This is a genomic window from Polymorphospora rubra (genome assembly GCF_018324255.1).
Classification (GTDB): domain Bacteria; phylum Actinomycetota; class Actinomycetes; order Mycobacteriales; family Micromonosporaceae; genus Polymorphospora; species Polymorphospora rubra.
In genome coordinates this window covers 3,745,218-3,765,560 of record NZ_AP023359.1, presented here as the reverse complement: position 1 = coordinate 3,765,560, position 20,343 = coordinate 3,745,218, and the positions used below count along the sequence as shown (strand labels likewise).

Annotated in this window: 18 protein-coding genes, 1 tRNA gene and 1 pseudogene; 6 read left to right on the top strand and 14 right to left on the bottom strand. The window is 73.0% G+C overall.

The window, feature by feature from the left end; genetic code table 11:
- Positions 1–2: 2 nt before the first annotated feature.
- Together Prubr_RS17305 and Prubr_RS17300 are read right to left on the bottom strand one after the other, a co-directional pair.
- Positions 3–1,202: a glycosyltransferase gene (locus Prubr_RS17305; protein WP_212826699.1), complete on the bottom strand. Its 1,200-nt coding sequence runs from the start codon at positions 1,200–1,202 to the stop codon at positions 3–5.
- Between the two features lie 84 nt (positions 1,203–1,286).
- Positions 1,287–2,597: an ANTAR domain-containing protein gene (locus tag Prubr_RS17300; RefSeq protein WP_246568774.1), complete on the bottom strand. Its 1,311-nt coding sequence runs from the start codon at positions 2,595–2,597 to the stop codon at positions 1,287–1,289.
- A gap of 89 nt (positions 2,598–2,686) precedes the next feature.
- Here Prubr_RS17300 and Prubr_RS36900 point away from each other — a divergent pair.
- Positions 2,687–3,457, top strand: a pseudogene (locus Prubr_RS36900) (hypothetical protein); the annotation flags it as partial.
- A 210-nt stretch (positions 3,458–3,667) separates the two neighbouring features.
- Here the strand turns inward: Prubr_RS36900 and Prubr_RS17290 are convergent.
- Positions 3,668–4,813, bottom strand: coding sequence for a SigB/SigF/SigG family RNA polymerase sigma factor (locus Prubr_RS17290; RefSeq protein WP_246568772.1), 1,146 nt, complete (start codon positions 4,811–4,813; stop codon positions 3,668–3,670).
- A 259-nt stretch (positions 4,814–5,072) separates the two neighbouring features.
- Between Prubr_RS17290 and Prubr_RS17285 the strand changes: the two genes are divergently transcribed.
- A complete protein-coding gene (locus Prubr_RS17285) occupies positions 5,073–5,642 on the top strand; it encodes a DUF5709 domain-containing protein (protein WP_212826693.1) in 570 nt (189 codons plus the stop codon).
- Positions 5,643–5,663: 21 nt separating this feature from the next.
- On the opposite strand, the gene Prubr_RS17280 is transcribed toward Prubr_RS17285, so the two are convergent.
- Complete coding sequence (locus Prubr_RS17280) at positions 5,664–6,296, bottom strand: response regulator (RefSeq protein WP_212828152.1); 633 nt, start codon at positions 6,294–6,296, stop codon at positions 5,664–5,666.
- A 46-nt stretch (positions 6,297–6,342) separates the two neighbouring features.
- On the bottom strand, positions 6,343–7,494 hold the full coding sequence (gene macS / locus Prubr_RS17275) for a MacS family sensor histidine kinase (RefSeq protein ID WP_246568770.1): 1,152 nt from the start codon (positions 7,492–7,494) through the stop codon (positions 6,343–6,345).
- Between the two features lie 206 nt (positions 7,495–7,700).
- Here macS and Prubr_RS17270 point away from each other — a divergent pair, with 206 nt between their 5' ends.
- Positions 7,701–8,165: an ATP-binding protein gene (locus Prubr_RS17270; protein ID WP_212826691.1), complete on the top strand. Its 465-nt coding sequence runs from the start codon at positions 7,701–7,703 to the stop codon at positions 8,163–8,165.
- Between the two features lie 40 nt (positions 8,166–8,205).
- Here the strand turns inward: Prubr_RS17270 and Prubr_RS17265 are convergent, their stop codons facing one another.
- Positions 8,206–9,045 carry a TrmH family RNA methyltransferase gene (locus tag Prubr_RS17265; protein ID WP_246568768.1) on the bottom strand — a complete coding sequence of 280 codons (840 nt, stop codon included), beginning with the start codon at positions 9,043–9,045 and terminating at the stop codon, positions 8,206–8,208.
- Positions 9,046–9,659: 614 nt separating this feature from the next.
- Between Prubr_RS17265 and Prubr_RS17260 the strand changes: the two genes are divergently transcribed.
- Positions 9,660–10,844, top strand: coding sequence for a family 16 glycosylhydrolase (locus Prubr_RS17260; RefSeq protein WP_212828145.1), 1,185 nt, complete (start codon positions 9,660–9,662; stop codon positions 10,842–10,844).
- A gap of 90 nt (positions 10,845–10,934) precedes the next feature.
- Here the strand turns inward: Prubr_RS17260 and Prubr_RS17255 are convergent, their stop codons facing one another.
- On the bottom strand, positions 10,935–11,909 hold the full coding sequence (locus Prubr_RS17255; RefSeq protein WP_212826689.1) for an acetylxylan esterase: 975 nt from the start codon (positions 11,907–11,909) through the stop codon (positions 10,935–10,937).
- A gap of 55 nt (positions 11,910–11,964) precedes the next feature.
- On the opposite strand from Prubr_RS17255, the gene glpK reads away from it, so the two are divergent.
- Positions 11,965–13,449, top strand: coding sequence for a glycerol kinase GlpK (gene glpK / locus Prubr_RS17250; RefSeq protein ID WP_212826687.1), 1,485 nt, complete (start codon positions 11,965–11,967; stop codon positions 13,447–13,449).
- A gap of 87 nt (positions 13,450–13,536) precedes the next feature.
- Here glpK and Prubr_RS17245 read toward each other — a convergent pair whose 3' ends face one another.
- Positions 13,537–14,367 carry a phosphoribosylaminoimidazolesuccinocarboxamide synthase gene (locus tag Prubr_RS17245; protein ID WP_212826685.1) on the bottom strand — a complete coding sequence of 277 codons (831 nt, stop codon included), beginning with the start codon at positions 14,365–14,367 and terminating at the stop codon, positions 13,537–13,539.
- A gap of 253 nt (positions 14,368–14,620) precedes the next feature.
- On the opposite strand from Prubr_RS17245, the gene Prubr_RS17240 reads away from it, so the two are divergent.
- Entirely contained in the window at positions 14,621–15,889 is a 1,269-nt protein-coding gene (locus Prubr_RS17240) for an ABC transporter substrate-binding protein (protein ID WP_246568766.1), read from the top strand.
- Between the two features lie 70 nt (positions 15,890–15,959).
- Here Prubr_RS17240 and Prubr_RS17235 read toward each other — a convergent pair whose 3' ends face one another.
- The 6 genes from Prubr_RS17235 to Prubr_RS17210 all read right to left on the bottom strand — a co-directional run bounded on the left by Prubr_RS17235 (position 15,960) and on the right by Prubr_RS17210 (position 20,080).
- Positions 15,960–16,205 (bottom strand): hypothetical protein, encoded by a 246-nt coding sequence (locus Prubr_RS17235; RefSeq protein WP_212826684.1) that lies wholly within the window; start codon positions 16,203–16,205, stop codon positions 15,960–15,962.
- Between the two features lie 49 nt (positions 16,206–16,254).
- Complete coding sequence (locus Prubr_RS17230; RefSeq protein ID WP_212826682.1) at positions 16,255–17,277, bottom strand: DUF695 domain-containing protein; 1,023 nt, start codon at positions 17,275–17,277, stop codon at positions 16,255–16,257.
- A gap of 163 nt (positions 17,278–17,440) precedes the next feature.
- Entirely contained in the window at positions 17,441–18,628 is a 1,188-nt protein-coding gene (locus Prubr_RS17225; RefSeq protein ID WP_212826680.1) for a thiolase family protein, read from the bottom strand.
- Between the two features lie 191 nt (positions 18,629–18,819).
- Positions 18,820–19,299, bottom strand: coding sequence for an SAM-dependent methyltransferase (locus Prubr_RS17220; protein ID WP_212826677.1), 480 nt, complete (start codon positions 19,297–19,299; stop codon positions 18,820–18,822).
- A complete protein-coding gene (locus tag Prubr_RS17215) occupies positions 19,296–19,931 on the bottom strand; it encodes a class I SAM-dependent methyltransferase (RefSeq protein WP_212826675.1) in 636 nt (211 codons plus the stop codon). The genes Prubr_RS17220 and Prubr_RS17215 overlap by 4 nt, the downstream gene beginning before the upstream one ends.
- 72 nt (positions 19,932–20,003) lie before the next feature.
- A tRNA-Met gene (locus Prubr_RS17210) sits at positions 20,004–20,080 on the bottom strand.
- Between the last annotated feature and the right edge of the window lie 263 nt (positions 20,081–20,343).

Genomic DNA, 20,343 nt, shown 5'->3' with positions numbered 1-20,343 from the left:
GGTCAGTTCTCGGCGGGGCGCCGGCGGCGCACCACGCGCTCGTAGAGGCGTTCGAGCGCCCCGGCCGTACGGTCCCAGGTGTAGCTGCACCGGACCCGGTCCACGGCCGCGTGCCCGTACGCGAACCGGCCCGCGTCGTCGGCGAGCAGCCGGCGCAGGGCGATGCCGAGCCCGCGTACGTCGCCGGTGGGGACGAGCCGGCCGGTGACCTCGTCGAGGACCGCGTCGGTGATCCCGCCGAACGCGTAGCCGACCACCGGTACGCCGCAGGCCATCGCCTCCAGCGGAACCCGGCCGGCCGACGCGTAGCGGGGGGTGCAGGCGACCAGGTCCGCGGAGCGGTACCAGGCCGGCATCTGCTCGTACGGCACCGCACCGACCAGCCGTACCCGCCCGCCGACCCCGCAGCGTCGGGCGAGTTCGCCCAGCCGGCGGGCCTCGGCGTGGTTGCCCAGTCTCTCGGCCGGCGGCCCGCCGGCGATGACGAGTTCGGCGTCCCCGACCAGCCGCATCGCCCGGATCAGGTCGTCGTGTCCGTGTCGGGGTCCGAGACCGCCGACGGCCAGGATGCGGGATCTGCGGTCCCGGGGCACGGCCTCACCGTCGGGGTGGAAACGTTCGGTGTCGACGCCCGCGGGCACGACGGTGACCGCGGCCCGGTGCAGGCCCATCCGGGTCAGCTCGTCGACCTCCTCGGTGCACTGCGCCACGGCCATGTCCACCGCCCGGGTGAGGGCGAGTTCGAGCGGGATCCGCTCCCCCGGCCCGTCGTAGTCGCGGCCGAGGTGGCGCAACTGTTCGGCGCCGAGCGAGTGGAAGGTCTGCACGACCGGGATGTCGGTGGTGCGTACGGCGTTGGCCGCGGCGAGCCCGCCGAGCCAGAAATGCCCGTGGACGATCTCCGGCGTCCAGCCGTCCGACCAGCGTTCACTGAGCCAGCGCCCGTACTCGGGCACGTACGACACCAGCCGGGCGGTGGGCGTACGGCTGGCGGGTCCGACCGGGACCCGCTCGATCCGGTACCCGTCGACCTCGACGGTGTCCTCGGCGGCCGGATCCTCCCGCCGTTCGTAGACGCGCACCTCGTGACCGAGGCCGGTCAGTTCGGCGGCGACCCGGGCGACGTGTTCGTGGGTACCGGCCGTCGCCGTTCGTTCCGTCCCGGCCGGTCCGGCGTGTGCGCACACGAGTCCGACACGCATAGGCTCACCTCCGCGACGGCCAGGGTTTGTCGGAGCCCCTGGTCAGAGGCTCCCATTAACCAGCGGCCGGGGAGACGAAACATGTCAACTCGGTCGCCCGGGCGCGGGGCGGCGACCGCTCGGCCGCCCGCCGGCCCCGAACCGGTCGGTACCGGCGGCACCCCGGACGGCGTCCGGACGACCCTCGGGAGCCTCCCGCCAACTCATCAGCACCAGGTCGCCGAGCCGCGCCGCCCGTACCTCGTACCTGCCGTCCGGGCCCCCTGTCCGGGCGGCCGGCAGCCGGACCTCGGCGAGCGACCGGGGTTCCCCGTCGGCGAGGACGTCCCGGCAGAGCGGGAACAGCTCGCGCGGGCCGGTGTCGGGCAACGCGGTCAGCAGGGTCGTGTCGGCCAGCCGTACGCCGTGCCGGTCGGCGCAGCGCGACGCCAGGTCGTTGCACCACGCGAACTCGAAGTCGGCCAGGCCGGTGCCCGACCGGCGCGGGCGGAGCGCGGCGGCCGGCACCACGCTCGCGTCGAGCATGGCCCTGATCCAGTCCGGCGACGCCCCGCCGGTGCCGGTCCCGGGGGCCAGCCGCGCCACGCCGCGGGCGACCGCGTCCGCGCCGGCCATCAGGTACGACACCCGGGCGTGGTCGAGGTCGACGGCCGTCCGCCAGGTCAGGCCGACCACCCCGAGCAGGGTCCCGTGCCGGGTGAGCGGCAGCGCGACGCAGGCGGCCAGGCGCTCGTTCAGCTCCAGCAGTCTCGGATACGCCTGCCGCACCCGTTCCCGGTCCGGCAGCAGGATCGCGGTCCGGCCGCGGGCGGCGTCGGTCAGCGGGGTGTCGAGCTGGGGCGGTATCCGGGCCCACTGGCTGGCCAGCTCGGCCGGTACCCCGCGGGCGGCGACGACCCGCAGCGCCCCGTCGGGTTCGGCCAGCGCGAGCACGACCGCGCCGGGATCCGGCCACTCCGGGCCGGGTTCCGCCAGCGCGTCCACCAGGTCGTCGTACCCGGCGGCCGCGTCGACGCGGGTGACCGTCAGCAGGTGCCGGGTGTGCGCCGCGAGCCGGTCGGCACCGGCGACGGCCCGGTCCGGCGGCGCGGTGGCCGTACCGTTCTCGGCCGGCGACGACGACCGGGCGGCGGCGGCCCGGAGCCGGCCGACGGTCGGCGGCGGGGCGGCCCGGGCGACGGTACGGGCGGCCACCTCGACCAGCCGGACGTTGGTCCGTTGCGACACGTGGCGCAGCCGGGCGAACGCCTCGTCGGCGGTGATCCGCTCACGGGCCATCAGCACGCCCTTGGCCTGTTCGATGATCGCCCGGCTGCGCATGGCGGTCCGCAGGCCGTCGCGTTCCGCCCGGAGCTGCGCGACGAGGGCGGCGAGCGGCTCCGGCCCGTGGGTCACGACGGGCCCGGGTGGCGGACCGGCGCCGGTCCGCGGCGGGGCGCCACGGAAGGCCTGGGGCGGCGGACCGCCACGATCTGTTCCGGCACATGGCCCGCCCGGTACCCAGAAGATCGGTTCCGGGAAACGCGCGGCCGCATGACCCGGGGTGGCGCGGGGTACCGGAGTTCACGGAAGTGGCCGAGTTGTGTCGTTACCCGCGATCGTCGGCGGTTTCGTCCGCTGCGCGTCGGTGGTCCGACATGCACAATGGAGCGATCATGCCGACCGACGTTCGATGCCTGGTGAAGAGCGACGACCCGAGCGGGCTCGTCGAACTCGTCGGTGTCCTCGACCTGTCCGCCACCGGAACGCTGCGGGGTGCGCTGCTGACCTGCCTGGCCGACCGCGGCGACAACGTGGTGGTCGACGTGTCCGGGCTGCGGGTCGAGGAGCCGGCGGCGCTGGCGGTGTTCCGGGCGGTCGCCGCCGAAGCCGGGCAGTGGCCGGCCGGTCGGATCGTGCTCCGGGTGACGCCGGAGGCGTCGGACACCGCCTGGGAGAAGGCCGGCGTGCCGGTGGCGCGGAGCCTTCCCGACGCGTTCGCCCGGCTGGCCGCTCCAGGGTCGGCGACCGGTCTGCGGGCCGACCTGGAGCCGATCGTCGGAGCCGCCCGACGCGCCCGCGACCTGGTCACCGAGGGATGCGGGCGGTGGGACCTGCCGGCGGTCGCCGGCTCGGCGTGCATCGCGGCGACCGAGATGGTCAACAACGTGGTCGCGCACGCGCACACCTCGATGACCGTACGGCTGGCTGCCCGTGGCGGCGCCCTGCACCTGTCGGTACGGGACTGGTCGAGGGCGCTGCCGAGCTTCGGCGGCCCGGTCGCGCCGTCGTCGACCGGGGGCCGCGGTCTGCTGCTCATCGACACCGTGGCCCGCCGCTGGGGCACCACCCCCTCGACGACGGCAAGGTCGTGTGGGCGGTGCTGCATCCCGACGACGAACCGGGCTAGCCGGCCGGCGCGCGGCCGGCCGGCACGGTGGAGCGGCTCTGGCGGCAGCCGGCCGAGCGGTTCGGCCCGGCCGCTCTCAGTCGGCGGGCCGGGGCTGGGTCGGATCGAGCAGCGGCTGCAGCCCGGCGACCTGGAGGGTACGCAGCACCTGCGGCCGGGGCGCGGTGATCCGCAGCCGGACCCCGGCGCCTCGCCCGGCCTCGAAGCCGACCAGGATCGCCGAGATACCGGCCGCGTCGATGAAGGGCACCCCACCCAGGTCGACGGCGACCTCCTGGACGGGTCGGCGGACCGCTTCCAGCAACCGGTCCCGCAGCAGGCCGGCGTTGTCCCGGTCGACCTCGCCGGCGACCGCGACCACCGCGACCGCCCCGACGAGCCGGACCCGCACCGACAGGTCCCGCGCGTCGGTCGGCACCACCCCGGCCTGCCAGCGCAACGGCGCGTCGCTGAGCATCGCCTCCCGCAACCAGACCAGCGCCCGGCTCAGCAGCCGGGACACGTGCATCTGCGAGATGCCCAGTTCGGCGGCGATCTCGGCCTGGGTGTGGTTGCCGTAGAACCGCAGGGCGAGGATCCGCCGCTCGCGGGCCGGCAGCCGGCACAGCAGCGCGCTGACGGTCAGCCGGTCGTCGACGGAGTCGAGGTTGCCGTCGGGGTCGCCGAGCTGGTCGACCAACTCGCCGGTGGAGTCGGCGTGGGTCGGCGCGTTCAGCGACATCGCGCTGTAGGCGGCGGAGGTCTCCTGCGCCGTACGGATGTCCGCGGTGCCGGTGCCCATCCGGTCGGCCAGTTCGGCCGTGGTCGGCGCCCGGTGCAGTTCGGTGGTCAGCTCCGCGGAGACCCGGCTGACCTCCATGCTGCGCTCCTGCATCCGGCGCGGTACGTGCACGCCCCAGGTGCGGTCACGGAAGTGCCGCCGCAGTTCGCCGGCCATGGTGATGGCGGCGAAGCCGGTGAAGGCGCCGCGCCGGGGGTCGTAGCGGTCGACGGCCTTGAGCAGGCCGAGCCGGGCCACCTGCTCCAGGTCCTCCAGGGGTTCGCCCCGCCCCTGGTAGCGGCGGGCCAGCCGGGCGGCCAGCGGCAGCGCGGCGTGGACCAGCCGGTCCCGTAGCCGGCCCCGCTCGGCGTCGTCGGGTGCGAGTCCGGCGAGACGGGCCGCGTAGGACTCGGCCAGTTCGTCGAGCAGGCGGGAATCGGTCGATACGGTCGCAACGGGCATGGGGAGCATGGGCACCCTCCAGGGCGCCGCCACCGCACCGGGCGGTTGGCGGAAGGTCGCGGCACAGCGCCGCTGTGCTGACTGATGCCCGCGTCTTGAGCACCCCGTGAAGTCCGGTTCATGGGACTTCTTGCGGGCGACCCTACTGGCGGCGATCGTGCGGGGCAATGATCGACCGATCATTTTCAGCAGACTTCCAGGAAGCCGGACGCGGTGGAGATCCGGTTATCGCTGTGGCCCGCTGGGTAGTCCGGTTGGCATGCGTGCTGACGAGTATCCGAAGCCGGTCTCCGACCCGGAGGCCGACGGCATCCCCCGGTATGCCGACGACGACTCCAACGCCAAGGACGACGTCGACACCGGCCGGGAGTCCGACGGCCCCGACCCGGCCACGCTGCCGGCCGACGGGCCGACGGCGGTCGAGAGCTTCGGCACCACGGCCGAGGAGCAGCTGCACGGCGAGTCGCTGGACGCCAAGATCGCCCGCGAGCAGGTCGATGCCCAGGTCGACGAACCCCTCGGTACCCCGGCCGATCCCAGGTTGGCCGACGAGGCGACCAGCGAGGAGGCCGCCGCACAGGCGCAGTTCGACTCCGACGTGCTCAACCCGGGCCCGACGTCCGACCCGTCGTCCCAGGTGTCGATCTACGACAACGGGAGCCTGGACAGTTCCATCGGCGGGACGGTCGGCCGGCTGGTCGAGGCCGACGAGGGCCTGGAGACCGACCGGGAAACCGACTCGATCGCCCACGACGCGGGCGCGGCCGGCGGCGGCGCGAGCGAGGAGGAACTGGCGATCCACGAGACCGAACCACCGCCGCTGCACTGAACCGGCCCACGCGGCCGGGGGTCAGTCCAGGCCACGCTCAATCGCGTACCGGGTCAGTTCCACCCGGTTGTGCAACTGGAGTTTGCCCAGCGTGTTCTGCACGTGGTTCTGCACCGTACGGTGCGACAGGCCGAGCCGCTGGGCGATCTGCTTGTACGACATCCCCTTCGCCACCAGCCGCAGCACCTCGGTCTCCCGGTCGGTGAGCCGGGGCGTACCGGCATCGTCGGTCGCCTCCGGCTCGGTGGCCAGCCGCCGGTACTCCCCCAGCACCAGCCCGGCGAGCCCAGGGGTGAAGACGGCGTCGCCGGCGGCGGTACGCCGTACCGCCTCGATGAACTCGTGCGGCGCCGCCGACTTGACCAGGTAACCCGTCGCGCCGGCCTTCACCGCGTCGAGCACGCTCTGCTGCTCGCCGCTGGCCGACAGCATCAGCACCCGGACCCCGGGTACGGCCGCGACCAGGCCGTGGATCACCTCGACGCCGGAGATGTCCGGCAGTTGGAGATCCAGGACCACGACGTCGGGACGGGTGGCCCCGGCGATGCGGACCGCCTGGCGCCCCTCGCCGGTGGTCGCCACCACCTCGTAGCCGGCCTCGTCGAGATCGCGCGCCACACCCTGACGCCACATCGGATGGTCGTCGACCACCATCACCCGGATCGGCTGCCCGCTCACGACGCCCCCTCGCTCCGCTCGCTCATCCGTCCAGCCTAGGGACCGTGAGTTCCACCTCGGTTCCCTCGCCCACCACCGAGGTGATGGTGACCGTGCCACCGAGATCGGCGATCCGGCCGCGGATCGACTGGGCGACGCCGAGCCGCCCCTGGGCGGCCGCCTCGTCCAGCCGGCCGGCGGGCAGGCCGGGCCCCTCGTCGCGGACCGACACGGTCACCGCGCCGCCCTCGTCCTCCACCAGCACCCACGCCCGGGCCTGCGGACCACAGTGCCGCTCGACGTTGTCGAGCGCCGCACCGACCGCCGCCCCGATCTCCCGGGCGGCCCCGGCCGGCAACCGTACCGGGGTGGCCGGCGCGGCGACCGACACCAGCGGCGAGGTGTAACGGCCGACCAGCGGACGCAGGTCCAGGAGCTGCCCGTCGTCATCGCCGGACGGTTCCCGCGCGATCAACGCGCGCAGCGCCGTCTCCTGCTCGCCGGCCAGCCGGGCGAGTTCCCCGGCCTCACCGTCGAGGTGCGCACCCCGCCGCTGGACCAACGCGAGCACCTGGAGCACCGAGTCGTGGATCCCCCGGGCCAACCGTTCCCGCTCCCGGGTCGCGGCCTCCCGCTCCCGGGTCGCCGCCTCCAACGCCACCGCCCGCTGCCACCGTTCCTCAGCGGCGCTGGTCAGCCGTACGACGTGTCCGACCGCGAGCGCGGCGAGCAGCATCAGCGCGGTGCCGGTCAGCGACGACTGGGTCAGCCGTTCCCGTACGGCCAGGTCGGCGCCGCCGACCACCAGCGCGGCGACCACTCCACGGCGACGCCCGCCCGACACCGCCCAGGTCAGCACCGGTCCGGCCTGCCAGGCCACGCCGAGGGTGGGTGCGCCGTCGTTCAGCGCGGCCCGACCGACGACCCACGGCGTGACCACCAGGACCGCGACGGAGATCAGCAGGTCGGCACCGAGCAGCGGCCACCGGCGCCAGGCCGGCCGGGCGTACGCGTACGCGGTGGCGACGGTCCAGCCGATCAGTACGGCGAGCACCGGCAGTACGGCCAGCGGCCGCGCGTAGTCGCGCACGTCCCGGGCGACGATCGCCAGCACGTACGCCAGCGCCGCGAACCGGAACACCGCGATGGCCCGCCACATGGGCTGTTGCAGGCCGCCCGGCCCCACCGTCGTCATCGGCCCCACCGTCGTCATCGGCGCGGCCGGCGGGCCGCGACCACGGGCGGCCGCCCGCACCCGCTCACCATCACGCCCCGACGATGTCACATCCCTGACTGTTGAACGATCGTGAGGACTCCTCGCGCAGGTCAGGGATGCGTGCCGACGTTGTCCGACGTAGCGTGGTGTGGCCGGGGACCCGACTATCGGTGGCTGGAAAACACATGACCGACGCAGAGCAGCATCCACCGCGTACGGTTATGCCCATCGAACCTCCGCCGCTGCTCACCGAGACCTTCGACCGTGACCAGGTGACAGACCTGCGTCACGTCGTCGCGTCGTGCGCGACGGCCGCCGGGCTCGCCGGTCAGCGGCTCGACGATTTCGTGCTGGCCGTCAACGAGCTGATCACCAACGCGGTACGCCACGGCGGGGGTCAGGGCCGGCTGCGGCTGTGGAGCCAGCAGGGCACCGTCCTGTGCGAGGTGTCCGACGCCGGTGGCGGGATCGCCGCCGAGCGGCTCGACAACCGGGACCGCCCCGCACCGCACACCGCCGGCGGCTGGGGACTGTGGCTCGCCGACCAGCTCAGCGACGAGATGGTGGTGCGGACCGGCCCGGAGGGCACGACGGTGCGGATCAGCGCGGCGCTCGGCCCCGACCCGGTCGCCGCCGAGCCCGGCGACTGACCGGCGTCCGCGGCTCGGGCCGGTGCCCGTACGTGGCGGTTCAGCCCGCCTGACCCGTCGACCGCTGCCGGGCCGCCTCGTACAGCACGATCGAGGCGGCGGTGGCGGCATTGAGGGAACTGGCCGACCCACCCATCGGGATCCGGACCGTACGGTCGGCCCGTTCCCGCCACGCGGCGCTGAGGCCGGTGGTCTCGTTGCCGACGAGCAGCAACGTCGGGCCGGTCAGGTCGGCGTCCGGCAGGTCGACGTCGGCCCGCTCGTCGGTGGCGACCACGCCGACCTCGATCCCGGCGGCCCACAGGGCATCCAACCAGTCCAGCACTGGCTCGGCCGAGGACAGCCGGACCGCCGGTACGGCGAACAGCGAACCGGTGCTGGCGCGTACGGCCCGGGGATCGTAGACGTCGGCGGCGTGGCCGGTGACGATCACGCCGGAGGCACCGAACGCGTCCGCCGAACGCAGCAGCGTACCGATGTTGCCCGGGTTCGTGGGCCGGTCGAAGACCACCGCGAGCAGGTCGGGGGCGGCCGGGATCCGTTCCAGGTCGTCGGCGGGCAGACCGACGACGGCGACCAGTTCCGGCGGCGCCTCGGTCTTCTCGCCCAGCTCGGCGAGCAGCGCCGGCGCCATCGCGACCCGGGTGGCCGGCGTCGCGTCGAGGATCTCGCGGGCCCAGCGGGACAGCGGCACATCGCGGTCGTGGAGCAGCGCACGGATCTCCCACCCGTGGCGGACCGCCATGGTGATCGGACGTACGCCCTGCACCAGGAACTCGCCGGCGCGGTGGCGGCGGTTGCGGTTCTCCAGCAGGGCGGACCACTGCTGGAAGCGGGCGTTGCGGGTGGTGACCCGCAGCTCGGTCGCGTTGTCACGCACGGCGCCATGCTAGGCCAGCCCGCCGCCCCGCGCCCTCGCCGCGCCCGTCCTCGCCGCGCCCGCCCCACCGCGGGGAACGGCGCCGCACGCCGCACGAGGCCGCGCCGCGCAAGGCCGGGCGCTTGGAGCTATGCCGATCAAGGGGATGTATCTGACAATTCACCCCGCGCAGGCCACGACTAATCCTTGATCAACGCGATCCAGTACGGCCGGACTCGGACCACCCACTCCCAACGCACCGATCAGGGGATGTATCCGGCAATCCGCCCTGCGCAGGCCACAATTACTCCTTGATCAGCCCAGTCCGGGCGGCTCAGCCCAGTCCGAGTGACTCCAATGCAGATCCGCCAGGCGCGGCCGCGTAGCCGAGTGCGGCCCGGTGCACCTGCGGGCGACCCACACCCCGGAGGCTCCCGGCAATCCAACACGGACTCCCAGGCTGCGAGAGCGCTCTCTTGACACTGTGGTCAACCGCACATAAATTCTGATTTACATCAATCTATAAAGTTTACTTACTGATTGATGGACATCAGCCACAGGGAGTGTGCACCGTGTCCAGAACCAGACCCCGCACCCTGCTCGCGCTGGCCGTCGCCGGCGCCAGCCTGGCCGCCATGCTGGTGGCACCGCAGACGTCCGGCACCGCGCTGGCCGCACCCGGCCCGCTGACCTGGTCGGACGAGTTCAACGGGCCGGCCGGCAGCGCACCGGACCCGAGCAAGTGGTCGTACGACATCGGCGGCGGCGGCTGGGGCAACAACGAGCAGCAGTACTACACCAACAGCCGCAGCAACTCCGCACTCGACGGCAACGGCAACCTGGTGATCACCGCCCGCCGGGAGAACCCGGCCAACTACAACTGCCACTACGGCCGCTGTCAGTACACCTCGGCCCGGCTGCTGACGGCCAACAAGTTCACCCAGGCGTACGGGCGTTTCGAGGCCCGGATCAAGGTGCCGCGCGGCCAGGGCATCTGGCCGGCGTTCTGGATGCTGGGCGACAACATCGGCAGCGTCGGGTGGCCCAACTCGGGCGAGATCGACATCATGGAGAACATCGGCCGCGAGCCGAGCACCGTACACGGCACGCTGCACGGCCCCGGCTACTCCGCCGGCGACAGCATCACCAGCAGCTACACCCTGCCCGGCGGTCGGCGGCTCGCCGACGACTTCCACGTCTACACCGTCGACTGGGCACCGGACTCGATCACCTGGTACATCGACGGCATCCAGTACGGCCGCAAGACGCCCGCCGACCTCCGCGGCAACCGCTGGGTCTTCGACCACCCGTTCTTCATGATCCTCAACGTGGCGGTGGGCGGCTACTGGCCCGGCTACCCCGACGGCAGCACCCAGTTCCCGCAGCAGATGACGATCGACTACGTACGCGTCTACGCCCACCAGAACAACGGCGGGGGCGGCGGCAACGCCATCGTCGGCTACGCCAACAAGTGCATCGACGTACCCGGCGGCAACTCCGTGGACGGCGCCCGGCTCCAGCTCTGGACCTGCAACGGCACCGCCGCGCAGAACTGGACCGCCCCCGGCGACGGCACGCTGCGCGCGCTGGGCAAGTGCATGGACGTGGCGTGGGGCTCGACCGCCAACGGTGCGGCGATCCAGCTGGCCAACTGCAGCGGTAATCCGGCACAGCAGTTCGTGCTGAGTGCGGCCGGCGACCTGGTCAACCCGCAGGCCAACAAGTGCGTGGACGTGTCCGCCTACAACTCCGCCGACGGCACCCCGCTCCAGCTCTGGGAGTGCAACGGCGGCGCCAACCAGAAGTGGCGCCGCGCCTGACCTTCCGACTCCCCGCGATCTTGCACTTGTCGCCCGGCAAACCCGACAAAGGGGGGAGACAACTGCAAGATCGCGGAAGGGAGAGTGCGGTCAGGGCAGATGTGCCGCGACGAAGTCCAGGCTGCGGGCGGCGAAGTGCGCCCGGCCGCCCTCGTGCCCGTCCCACTCGTAGACCTCGATCTCCTTCGGCCCCGCGTACGCGTGGTAGGCCGCGAACACCGTCGACGGCGGACAGGTCTGGTCCATCAGCGCCGCACTGAACAGTGCCGGTGCGGTCGCCCGGGGCACCAGGTGCAGCAGATCCACATGGTCCACGGTGGACAGCGCGGTGGCCGCCCGCTCCGGGTGGACCCGGCAGAAGCGCACCAGTTCGGCGTACGGGTCGGCGTCGGTGATCGTCACCGCCCGCCGTACGTGACACAGGAACGGAACCTGCGACACGACCGCCCGCACCGGGCCGTCCGACAGCGACGCCGCCGCCAGCGCCAGCCCGCCGCCCTGGCTGCCGCCCACCACGGCCAGCCGCGACGCGTCGACGCCGGGCAGTTCCGGGGCGATGTCGACGGCCCGCACCGCGTCGGTCAGCAGCCGCCGGTAGTAGTAGCCGGCCGGGTCGAGCACCCCACGGGTCAGGAACCCCGGCACCGAGGGCCCGGCGCCGTCCGGCCCCGGGTCGGGGGTGTCCCCGGCCCGCCACATCCCGCCCTGGCCACGGGTGTCCATCACCAGGTGGGCGTAGCCGGCCGCCGACCACAGCAGCCACTCGTGCGGCCGGCCCCGGCCACCGCCGTACCCGATGAACTCGACGACGAGGGGAAGCGGCCCGGACGCGGCCGCCGGCAGGTTGAGCCAGGCCCGCACCGGCTGGCCGGCGAAGCCGGTGAACGTCACGTCGTACGTCGTCACACCGCGCAACGCGGTCTCCACTCGGCGCGCCTCGACGGGTACGGCCGCGGCGCGCGCCTCGGCGAGCGTCGTGGCCCAGAAACTGTCCAGATCGGCCGGTGCGGCCACCTCCGGCCGGTAGGTCCACAGCCGGTCCAGCGGAAGATCGAACAACGCCATCCCGGCAAGCTACCAGCGGCTCGCGAAGGTCTCGCCCCGGCGTTACGGTGCTCGGGTGACCGACTCGTACGTCGCCGCCATCGACCAGGGCACCACGTCTTCGCGGTGCATCGTCTTCGACTCCACCGGTGCCGTCGTCACCGTGGCCCAGCGCGAGCACCGGCAGATCTTCCCCCGGCCCGGCTGGGTCGAGCACGACGCCGAGGAGATCTGGGCCAACGTCGAAACCGTCGTACGCGAGGCACTCGCCTCGGCGTCGATCGGCCCGGACCGCCTCGCCGCGATCGGCATCACCAACCAGCGTGAGACGACGGTGGTCTGGGACCGCGACACCGGCCGGCCGGTGCACAACGCCATCGTCTGGCAGGACACCCGCACCGGCGGGCAACTGCGCCGGCTCGACGAGACGTACGGCGAACAGCGGTTCCGGGCCCGGACCGGGCTGCCGCTGGCCACCTACTTCGCCGGCCCGAAGCTGATGTGGCTGCTGGAGCACGTCGACGGGCTGCGGGAGCGGGCCGAGCGCGGCGAGGTGCTCTTCGGCACCATGGACAGTTGGCTGATCTGGAAGCTGACCGGGCGGCACGTCACCGACGTCACCAACGCCAGCCGGACCCTGCTGATGGACCTCCGCACGCTCGACTGGGACGAGGAGATCCTCGGTGCCGCCGGCATCCCGGCCGCGATCCTGCCGGAGATCCGGTCATCGGCCGAGGTCTACGGCGAGGCGCGCGGCCCGCTCGCCGGGGTGCCGGTGGCCAGCGCCCTCGGCGACCAGCAGGCGGCCCTGTTCGGCCAGACCTGCTTCCATCCGGGCGAGGCCAAGTGCACGTACGGCACCGGCAGCTTCCTGCTGCTGAACACCGGGGCCACCCCGGTGGTGTCCAGCCACGGCCTGCTGACCACGGTCGCCTACCGGATCGGCGACCAGCCGGCGACGTACGCCCTGGAGGGCGCGATCGCGGTGACCGGGTCGCTGGTGCAGTGGCTGCGCGACAACCTGGGCCTGATCTCCACCGCCGCCGAGGTCGAGACGCTGGCCCGGACCGTCGACGACAACGGCGGCTGCTACATCGTGCCGGCGTTCGCCGGGCTGTTCGCCCCGCACTGGCGCCCCGACGCCCGGGGCGTCATCACCGGGCTGACCGGCTACATCACCAAGGGGCACCTGGCCCGGGCGGTGCTGGAGGCGTCGGCGTGGCAGACCCGCGAGGTGGTCGACGCGATGAACGCCGACTCCGACGTGGCGCTGCGCCGGCTGCGGGTCGACGGCGGCATGACCGCCAACGAGTTGCTGATGCAGTTCCTCGCCGACGTGCTGGATGTGCCGGTGGTGCGGCCCACGGTCGCCGAGACGACCTGTCTGGGCGCCGCGTACGCGGCCGGGCTGGCGGTGGGCTACTGGCCGGACCTGGAGACGCTGCGGACCCAGTGGCGCGAGGACGCCCGGTGGCGGCCGGCGATGGATCCGGCCCACCGCGACCGCGAACTCGCCCGGTGGCGGAAGGCCGTCACCCGCACCCTCGACTGGGTCGACTGACCGCCCCCACCTCCCCGCGATCTTGCAGTTGTCTCCCCCATTTGCCTGGCATGGGCGGCGACAAGTGCAAGATCGCGGAGAGCGGGGTCACCAGGTGCGACCGGTGAGGCGTTCGTAGACCTCGACGTAGCGGGCCCGCGTCATCTCGACCACCTCGGCCGGCACCTCCGGAGCGGGCGCCTGCTTGTCCCAACCGGTGCCGGCGGCCCAGTCCCGCAGGTACTGCTTGTCGAACGAGAACTGTGGGCGGCCCGGCCGGTACGAGTCCGCCGGCCAGAACCGCGACGAGTCCGAGGTGAGCACCTCGTCGCCGAGCACCAGCGTGCCGTCCGGCGCCCACCCCAGTTCGATCTTGGTGTCGGCGACGATGATGCCCCGCTCGGCCGCCAGTTCGGCGCCCCGCCGATAGACCCGTACGGTGATGTCCCGCAACCGCTCCGCCGTGTCCGCGCCGACCTTGTCGACGACCTCGGCGTACGTCATGAACTCGTCGTGCTCGCCGACCGGGGCCTTGGTCGTCGGGGTGAAGACCGGCTCGGGCAGCTTCGACGCCTCGACCAGGCCGGGACCGAGCTCGAGCCCGGAGACCGACCCGTTCTTCTCGTACTCCTTCAGGCCGAGTCCGGTCAGGTAGCCGCGCGCGATGCACTCCACCGGGACCATCTCCAGCCGGCGGCAGCGGATCGCCCGGCCGGCGAACCGCTCCGGTACGTCGGTGGCGGAGACGACGTGGTTGGGCACCAGATCGGCGAGTTGCTCGAACCACCACAGCGAGAGCTGGGTCAGCAACCTGCCCTTGTCCGGGATCGGGGTCGGCAGCACGACGTCGTAGACCGAGACCCGGTCGGACGCGACCAGGATGAGATCGTCGCCATCGGCGTAGACGTCGCGGACCTTGCCCGAGTGCAGCAGCTTCACCCGGCCAGTACATCACGCGGCCCGATCCGCCCCGCCCGGCACCGGGCCGCCGCCCGTCGGTCGAGCCGCCGATTTCAGCCGCCCGTCGGGTTTCAGCCGTCCCGTCGGGCCGGCCTGTCCGGCAGTCCGTTGACACCCCGCCGGCACCCCTGTGTAAATGATCGGACCGCCGCGCGCCGGCGATGCCCGTCTGGAGATGCAGTGCCCCTGCCGTTCCCGCCCTCCCCCGCGTCCGGGCCCGCTCCGCCGCCTGATGTCCCCCCTGCTGGCACTCGTCCTGTTCACCGCCGTCGGCCTCACCGGGTGCACCGACGACCGTACGGTCGACGGCGACGGCCGCATCGAGCTGTCCGTCTTCTGGTGGGGCGGGGAACGCCGTGCCGAGCTGACCGAGCAGGCCCTGCGGCTCTACTCGTCGAGGCATCCGGAGGTCACGTTCCGGGTGACCTGGCAGGGCGAGACCGGCTACTACGAGCGCCTCGCCACCCAGGCCGCCGCCGGCAACGTCGCCGACCTGTTCCAGATCGACGACGACTACCTGACCGAGTACGTCGACAGCCGCATCGTGCTGGACCTGACCGCGTACGCCGCCTCCGGGGCGCTCGACCTCAGCCAGTTCCCCCGCGGTCTGGCCCAGTACGGGCAGGTCGGCGGGCGTACCGTCGCGGTGGCCGCCGCCGCGAACACCCCGGGCATGGTCTACAACCGGTCGCTGCTGAACCGGCTCGGGTTGGCGGAGCCCCGCATCGGCATGACGTACGACGAACTGATCCGGTGGGCCTCGCAGGTGACCCGCGAAAGCGGCGGGCAGACGGCCGGGACGATGGACGCCTCGGCCGACTACCGGGCGCTGTGGCTCTGGTTGCGGACCCAGGGCAAGGAGCTCTACCAGGGCCGCGAGATCGGCTTCACGGAGTCCGACGTGACCCGCTGGTTCGAGCTGTGGCAGAGCGCGCGGGCGTCCCGGGCCACCCCGTCGGCCGCCGTGATCCAACAGGCAAACGGCGGTGAGCCGGCCCGACAACTGGTCGTCACCCGCCAGGCCGCCACCTCGTTCGCATGGTCGAACGAGCTGACCGAGCTGCAGCGGTACACAAAGGACGATCTCGCGGTGGTCGCCTACCCCGGCGATCCGAAGGGGCAGTGGACGCAGGCGTCGATGTACTGGGCGGCGTTCCGGGGCACCCGGCACGCCGACACCGTGGTCGACGTGATCAACTTTCTGGTCAACGATCCGGAGGCCGGTGCCATCCTCGGCACCGAGCGTGGGCTGAGCCCGAACGCCCGGATCCGGGAGGCGGTGAACGCGACGCTGGTCGACGAGAAGATGAAGCGCACGGTGGCGTTCGAGGCCCGGATGGCCGAGCACTTCGGCCCCGCCCCGGCACCCCCGCCCAAGGGGCACGCCCGGATCAGGGCGCTGCTGGTCACCCATGCCGAGAGCGTGCAGTTCGGCCGGGCCACCCCGCGCGCGGCGGCCTACGACTTCGTCGCCGAGGCCCGCGCCGCGCTCGCGACCTGACCCGCACCTCGCCACCCACCGCCGCCCGGGCCGGACCGGCGGTGCCGTCGCGGCCGGCGGTGCCGTCGCGTCAGCGCCGGGTGTTCCGTCTGCGCATCACCAGCACCAGCGCGACCACGATGATCCCGACCACGAACAGGCAGCACAGCCCGACGAGGATGCCGCCGATACCGCGCCCGCGACCGCGGGCCAGCTCACCGGCCACCCCGTCCACGCCGGTCCGGGCGGCCCACGCCGCCGCCGGCACGAACACCGCCAGAGTCAGGGTGCTGACCAGGGCTGCGAGCCGCACCCACCACTTCCCGAGTGAAGACATGGGTCCATCCTGACTGCCCCGGGCAAATCGCGTACCCCAACGGCCCGGATCAGCCGAGGTGGCGAATGCCGTCCCAGCCGGGATCGGGCCGGCAGCGGACCCGGGTCCGGCCCCGGGTCCAGCCCCGGACCACCGCCGTCGCGGCCGCCTCGACGGGACGGCCGTCCTCGGCGTAGCAGTGGAAGATCCGCCGCCCGCCGCGGGTCTCGTGCGCGACGAGTACGGCGTCCACGCCGAGCGTCGCCGTCAGCCGGGCCTCCAGGGCACGCAGGTCGGCCAGGGCGGTGTCGTCGGGCATCCCGCTGTCACCGACACCCGGGAAGCCCGCCTCGACCCGCAGATAGGTGTCCAGGTGCGGCCACCGGACCGGCTTGAGCGGATGGCGCAGCGAGGCGATGCCGGCCCGCCGACCGTCCCGCAGCTCCCGCAACTCCCAGGTCTGGTCGTCGACCTGGGCGGCCACCTGCGCCACCGTCGCCGCCAACGCGTCCCCGCCGCGCATGTCGGGAGTCGGCTCGACGACGGTCTCGACGGTGCCGATCCACAACTCGGCGGCGACCTCGCCGAGCAGCCAGTCCAGCGCCAGGAACACGACCCGGACCCGTTCCCGGACCGGCATCTGCGCGAACATCGGGTGGTAGACCACGATGTCGACCTCGTGGCGGCTGCTGTCGACCGTGAAGCCGTAGGCCAGGTCGGGCAGCTTGACCTCGAAGCCGTCGACGGTGAGTGCGGCGGTCAGCGCGCCCGGATCGGGCTGGCGGGTGGACTGGAACTCCCAGTGCCGGTCCGGGGGTGGGGCGGCCCGGCGCCACCGCTCGGCGATCGACCGCAGCCGGGCGTCGCCGGCGGCGGAGACCACGAGCAGATGACTCGACCGGTTACCGCGCGAGAACTCCCATTCCAGACCTTTGTGGATGGCGTTGACCCGGCCGGCGATCTCGGCGACGAGCGCCGGTGACCAGTCGCCGTCGGAGATGGCGGCTTCCACACTCGGGCGGCCCTGCGGCCACCACCGCCAGAATTCGGCGATGGCCGGACCGGTGTCTTTCCGGCGGTGGGATAACAGCATGGCATCGGAGCCTAGGTCGAGTCCCGGGTCGACGTCCTCAGCCGATCAGCCAACACATTTACCAAGCCGTTGCCGTCACCTCGGCGGAGGCCCCTGCCCGGGCTGCCGGGCCGGACCGCGCACAGTGGCCGGAGTCGGTGCCGGGTCGGCGGCCGGCCGCCGTCTACAACCGCTCGACCAGCAGGGCGGCGCCCTGACCGACGCCGACGCACATCGTCGCCAGGCCGCGTCGGCCACCGGCGCGCTCCAGCCGGCCGAGCAGGGTGACCACCAGCCGGGTGCCGGAACTGCCCAGCGGATGGCCGAGTGCGATCGCCCCGCCGTCGGCGTTGAGCCGCTCGTCGTCGATGCCGAGCCGGCCGGCGCAGGCCAGCACCTGGGCGGCGAACGCCTCGTTGAGTTCGACCGCGTCGACGTCGCCAATGGACAGTCCGGTCCGGGCCAGTGCCTTCTCGGTCGCGGGCACCGGCCCCAGGCCCATCAGATGCGGCGGTACGCCGGCGGACGTACCCGTCAGGACCCGGGCGCGGGGAGTCAGGCCGTACCGGCGTACGGCGTCGGCGCTGGCGACCACGATGGCCGCGGCGCCGTCGGACAGCGGGCTGGACGAACCGGCGGTGACGATGCCGTCCGCCCGGAACACCGGCTTGAGTCCGGCCAGCCGCTCCAGGGAGGTCTGCCGCGGGCACTCGTCGGTGTCGACGGGGCCGGTACGGGTCGGGACCGGCACGATCTCGGCGGTGAACCGGCCGGCGGCGACGGCCGCCGCCGCCCGCTCCTGGCTACGCAGCGCGTACGCGTCGCTGGCCGCCCGGCTGACGCCGTCGAGCTTCGCGACCTCCTCGGCGGTCTCGCCCATGGAGATGGTGGCCCGGCCGCCGTCGAGCGCGGTCATCCTCGGATTGACCAGGCGCCAGCCGAGCGCGGTGTCGAAGGTGGCGCCCGGCTTCGCCCAGGCGGTCGCCGGCTTCTCGGTCACCCAGGGCGCCCTGGTCATCGACTCGACGCCACCGGCGACGACGATGTCCGCGTCACCGGTCCGGACCGCCTGCGCGGCGTTGGCGACCGCGGTCAGCCCGCTCGCGCACAGCCGGTTCACCGTGTACGCCGGAACGGTGTCCGGCAGGCCGGCCAGCAGCACCGCCATCCGGGCCACGTTGCGGTTGTCCTCACCGGCCTGGTTGGCCGCGCCGAGGATCACCTCGTCGACCGCGGCCGGATCGACCCCGGCCCGCTCGACGGCGGCACCGACGACCAGGGCGGCGAGGTCGTCCGGTCGGACGCCGGCGAGCATGCCGGCGTACCGGCCGATCGGGGTACGGATCCCGCCGACGAGGAAAGCCTCTGACATCGGACCACCAACTCCTCATGCGGCGACTTTCCCCGAACGATAGCCAAACGATCGTTCGGGAGAACAGCCGGAGTGCGGGTCCGGTCAGGCCGGTGGGCGGTACGCCGTCAGCACCAGGTCGGCCGCGTCGGCCGAACCGAGCTGCGGCACCGCCTCGGCCCGCCGCACCCGCAGCCCGGCGACCGCGCGGGTCATTTCCGCGGCGTCGTAGAGCAGGTCGGCGGGGCGCGGCCCCCGGTCCCCGCGACGGCGTTGCTCCGGTCCCACCCGAGCACGAACAGGATGCCGCCCGGCGCGAGCGCGGCCGCGGCCCGCCGTAGCACCGTCGCGATCTCCGCGCTGCCGATGTGCAGGTACAGCACCACGGCAAGGTCGATCGGGCCGGCCGGCTCGTACGCCCGCACGTCGGCGACCTGCCAGTCGACCTCGACCCCGTGCCGGTCCGCCACCTGCCGGCCCCGGTCGACGGCCACCGGCGAGAAGTCGACGGCGGTGACCCGCCAGCCCCGGGTGGCCAACCAGATCGCCGGCCGGCCCTCCCCGCAGCCGAACTCCACGGCCCGCCCGGGCGGCAGGTCACCGACCGCCTTCGCCAGCTCGGGATGTGGATCCACGTCGAACGCCAGGCCGGCCGCCGCGTACGCCCGGTCCCACTCGTCGGGGTTCCTCACTGCCCCTCCTCGGGCTTACGGGCCAGGATCCAGACGTAGCTGACCGGGTGGCCGCCCTCCAACTGCTCCTCGACCTCCGCGCCGACGATGTCGAACCCGGCGTCGGCGACCAGGCGACGGCTGGTCGCCGCATCGTACGAGCTGAAGAACATCGGCTCGCCCAGCCACTTCGCGACCGTGTCGGTCTGCTCCTCCTCCTCGACCGTGAACAGCGTCCAGCCGCCGTCGGCGAGCCAGCCACGCATCAGGCCGAGCATCTCCGGCAGGCGCTCCCGCGGGATGTGGTCGAAGGTGTAGAAGGCCACGATCGCGTCGAACGAACCGGGCTCGTACCGCAACTCCAGCACGTCGCCGACGGACAGCGTCGCGTCCGGGACGTTCTGCCGGGCCAGCTCGATCTGCCGCGGTGACACGTCGACGCCGACCGCCACGTGCCGTTTCGCGATCTCGGCCGTGGCCGGCATCCCGTTGCCGCAGCCGAGGTCGAGGATGCGGGACCCGTCGGGCAGCCGGGCCAGCAGTTCCCGCAGCCGGCGCAGCCGGGGCCACTCGACACCGTCCTCGAGCCCGGCGTACGCCTGCGCCACCCGGTCGTATCCCCGGGCCACCACGTCGGCTACCGACTCACTCATTCCGCCCCTCGAACAGGTCCGGTACGACTGAAACAAAACGGCCCCGGAGATCTCTCTCCGGAGCCGTTTTCGTGGTAGCGGGGACAGGATTTGAACCTGCGACCTCTGGGTTATGAGCCCAGCGAGCTACCGAGCTGCTCCACCCCGCGTCGCTGAGTGATGGCTTGTGTTGGACTTTCGCCCTGCACTTGCCTTGCTCGCCTTGCTGCTTCTCTTGCCTTGCTGGTGCTGCTGTCTTGCCTTGCTTGTTTCTTGCCTTGCTCGTTCGTGCTGGGACAACACTAGCGCACCGCTACCCGCGCCCGCAAAACGACCCGCAGATCCACGACCACCCACGCTCTGACCTGCGGTCGGAGCCTCCAACAACGCGAGCGGGGCCCGCCGTGACGGCGGGCCCCGCTCGCGTGCTGCC

Bases quoted from the DNA above. Each gene is read 5' to 3' on its own strand.
- Prubr_RS17305 (WP_212826699.1), bottom strand. From the start codon at position 1,202: ATGCGTGTCGGACTCGTGTGCGCACACGCCGGACCGGCCGGGACGGAA.
- Prubr_RS17290 (WP_246568772.1), bottom strand. From the start codon at position 4,813: ATGCCCGTTGCGACCGTATCGACCGATTCCCGCCTGCTCGACGAACTG.
- Prubr_RS17285 (WP_212826693.1), top strand. From the start codon at position 5,073: ATGCGTGCTGACGAGTATCCGAAGCCGGTCTCCGACCCGGAGGCCGAC.
- Prubr_RS17280 (WP_212828152.1), bottom strand. From the start codon at position 6,296: ATGGTGGTCGACGACCATCCGATGTGGCGTCAGGGTGTGGCGCGCGAT.
- macS (WP_246568770.1), bottom strand. From the start codon at position 7,494: ATGACGACGGTGGGGCCGGGCGGCCTGCAACAGCCCATGTGGCGGGCC.
- Prubr_RS17270 (WP_212826691.1), top strand. From the start codon at position 7,701: ATGACCGACGCAGAGCAGCATCCACCGCGTACGGTTATGCCCATCGAA.
- Prubr_RS17260 (WP_212828145.1), top strand. From the start codon at position 9,660: ATGCTGGTGGCACCGCAGACGTCCGGCACCGCGCTGGCCGCACCCGGC.
- Prubr_RS17255 (WP_212826689.1), bottom strand. From the start codon at position 11,909: ATGGCGTTGTTCGATCTTCCGCTGGACCGGCTGTGGACCTACCGGCCG.
- Prubr_RS17240 (WP_246568766.1), top strand. From the start codon at position 14,621: ATGTCCCCCCTGCTGGCACTCGTCCTGTTCACCGCCGTCGGCCTCACC.
- Prubr_RS17235 (WP_212826684.1), bottom strand. From the start codon at position 16,205: ATGTCTTCACTCGGGAAGTGGTGGGTGCGGCTCGCAGCCCTGGTCAGC.
- Prubr_RS17230 (WP_212826682.1), bottom strand. From the start codon at position 17,277: ATGCTGTTATCCCACCGCCGGAAAGACACCGGTCCGGCCATCGCCGAA.
- Prubr_RS17225 (WP_212826680.1), bottom strand. From the start codon at position 18,628: ATGTCAGAGGCTTTCCTCGTCGGCGGGATCCGTACCCCGATCGGCCGG.
- Prubr_RS17215 (WP_212826675.1), bottom strand. From the start codon at position 19,931: ATGAGTGAGTCGGTAGCCGACGTGGTGGCCCGGGGATACGACCGGGTG.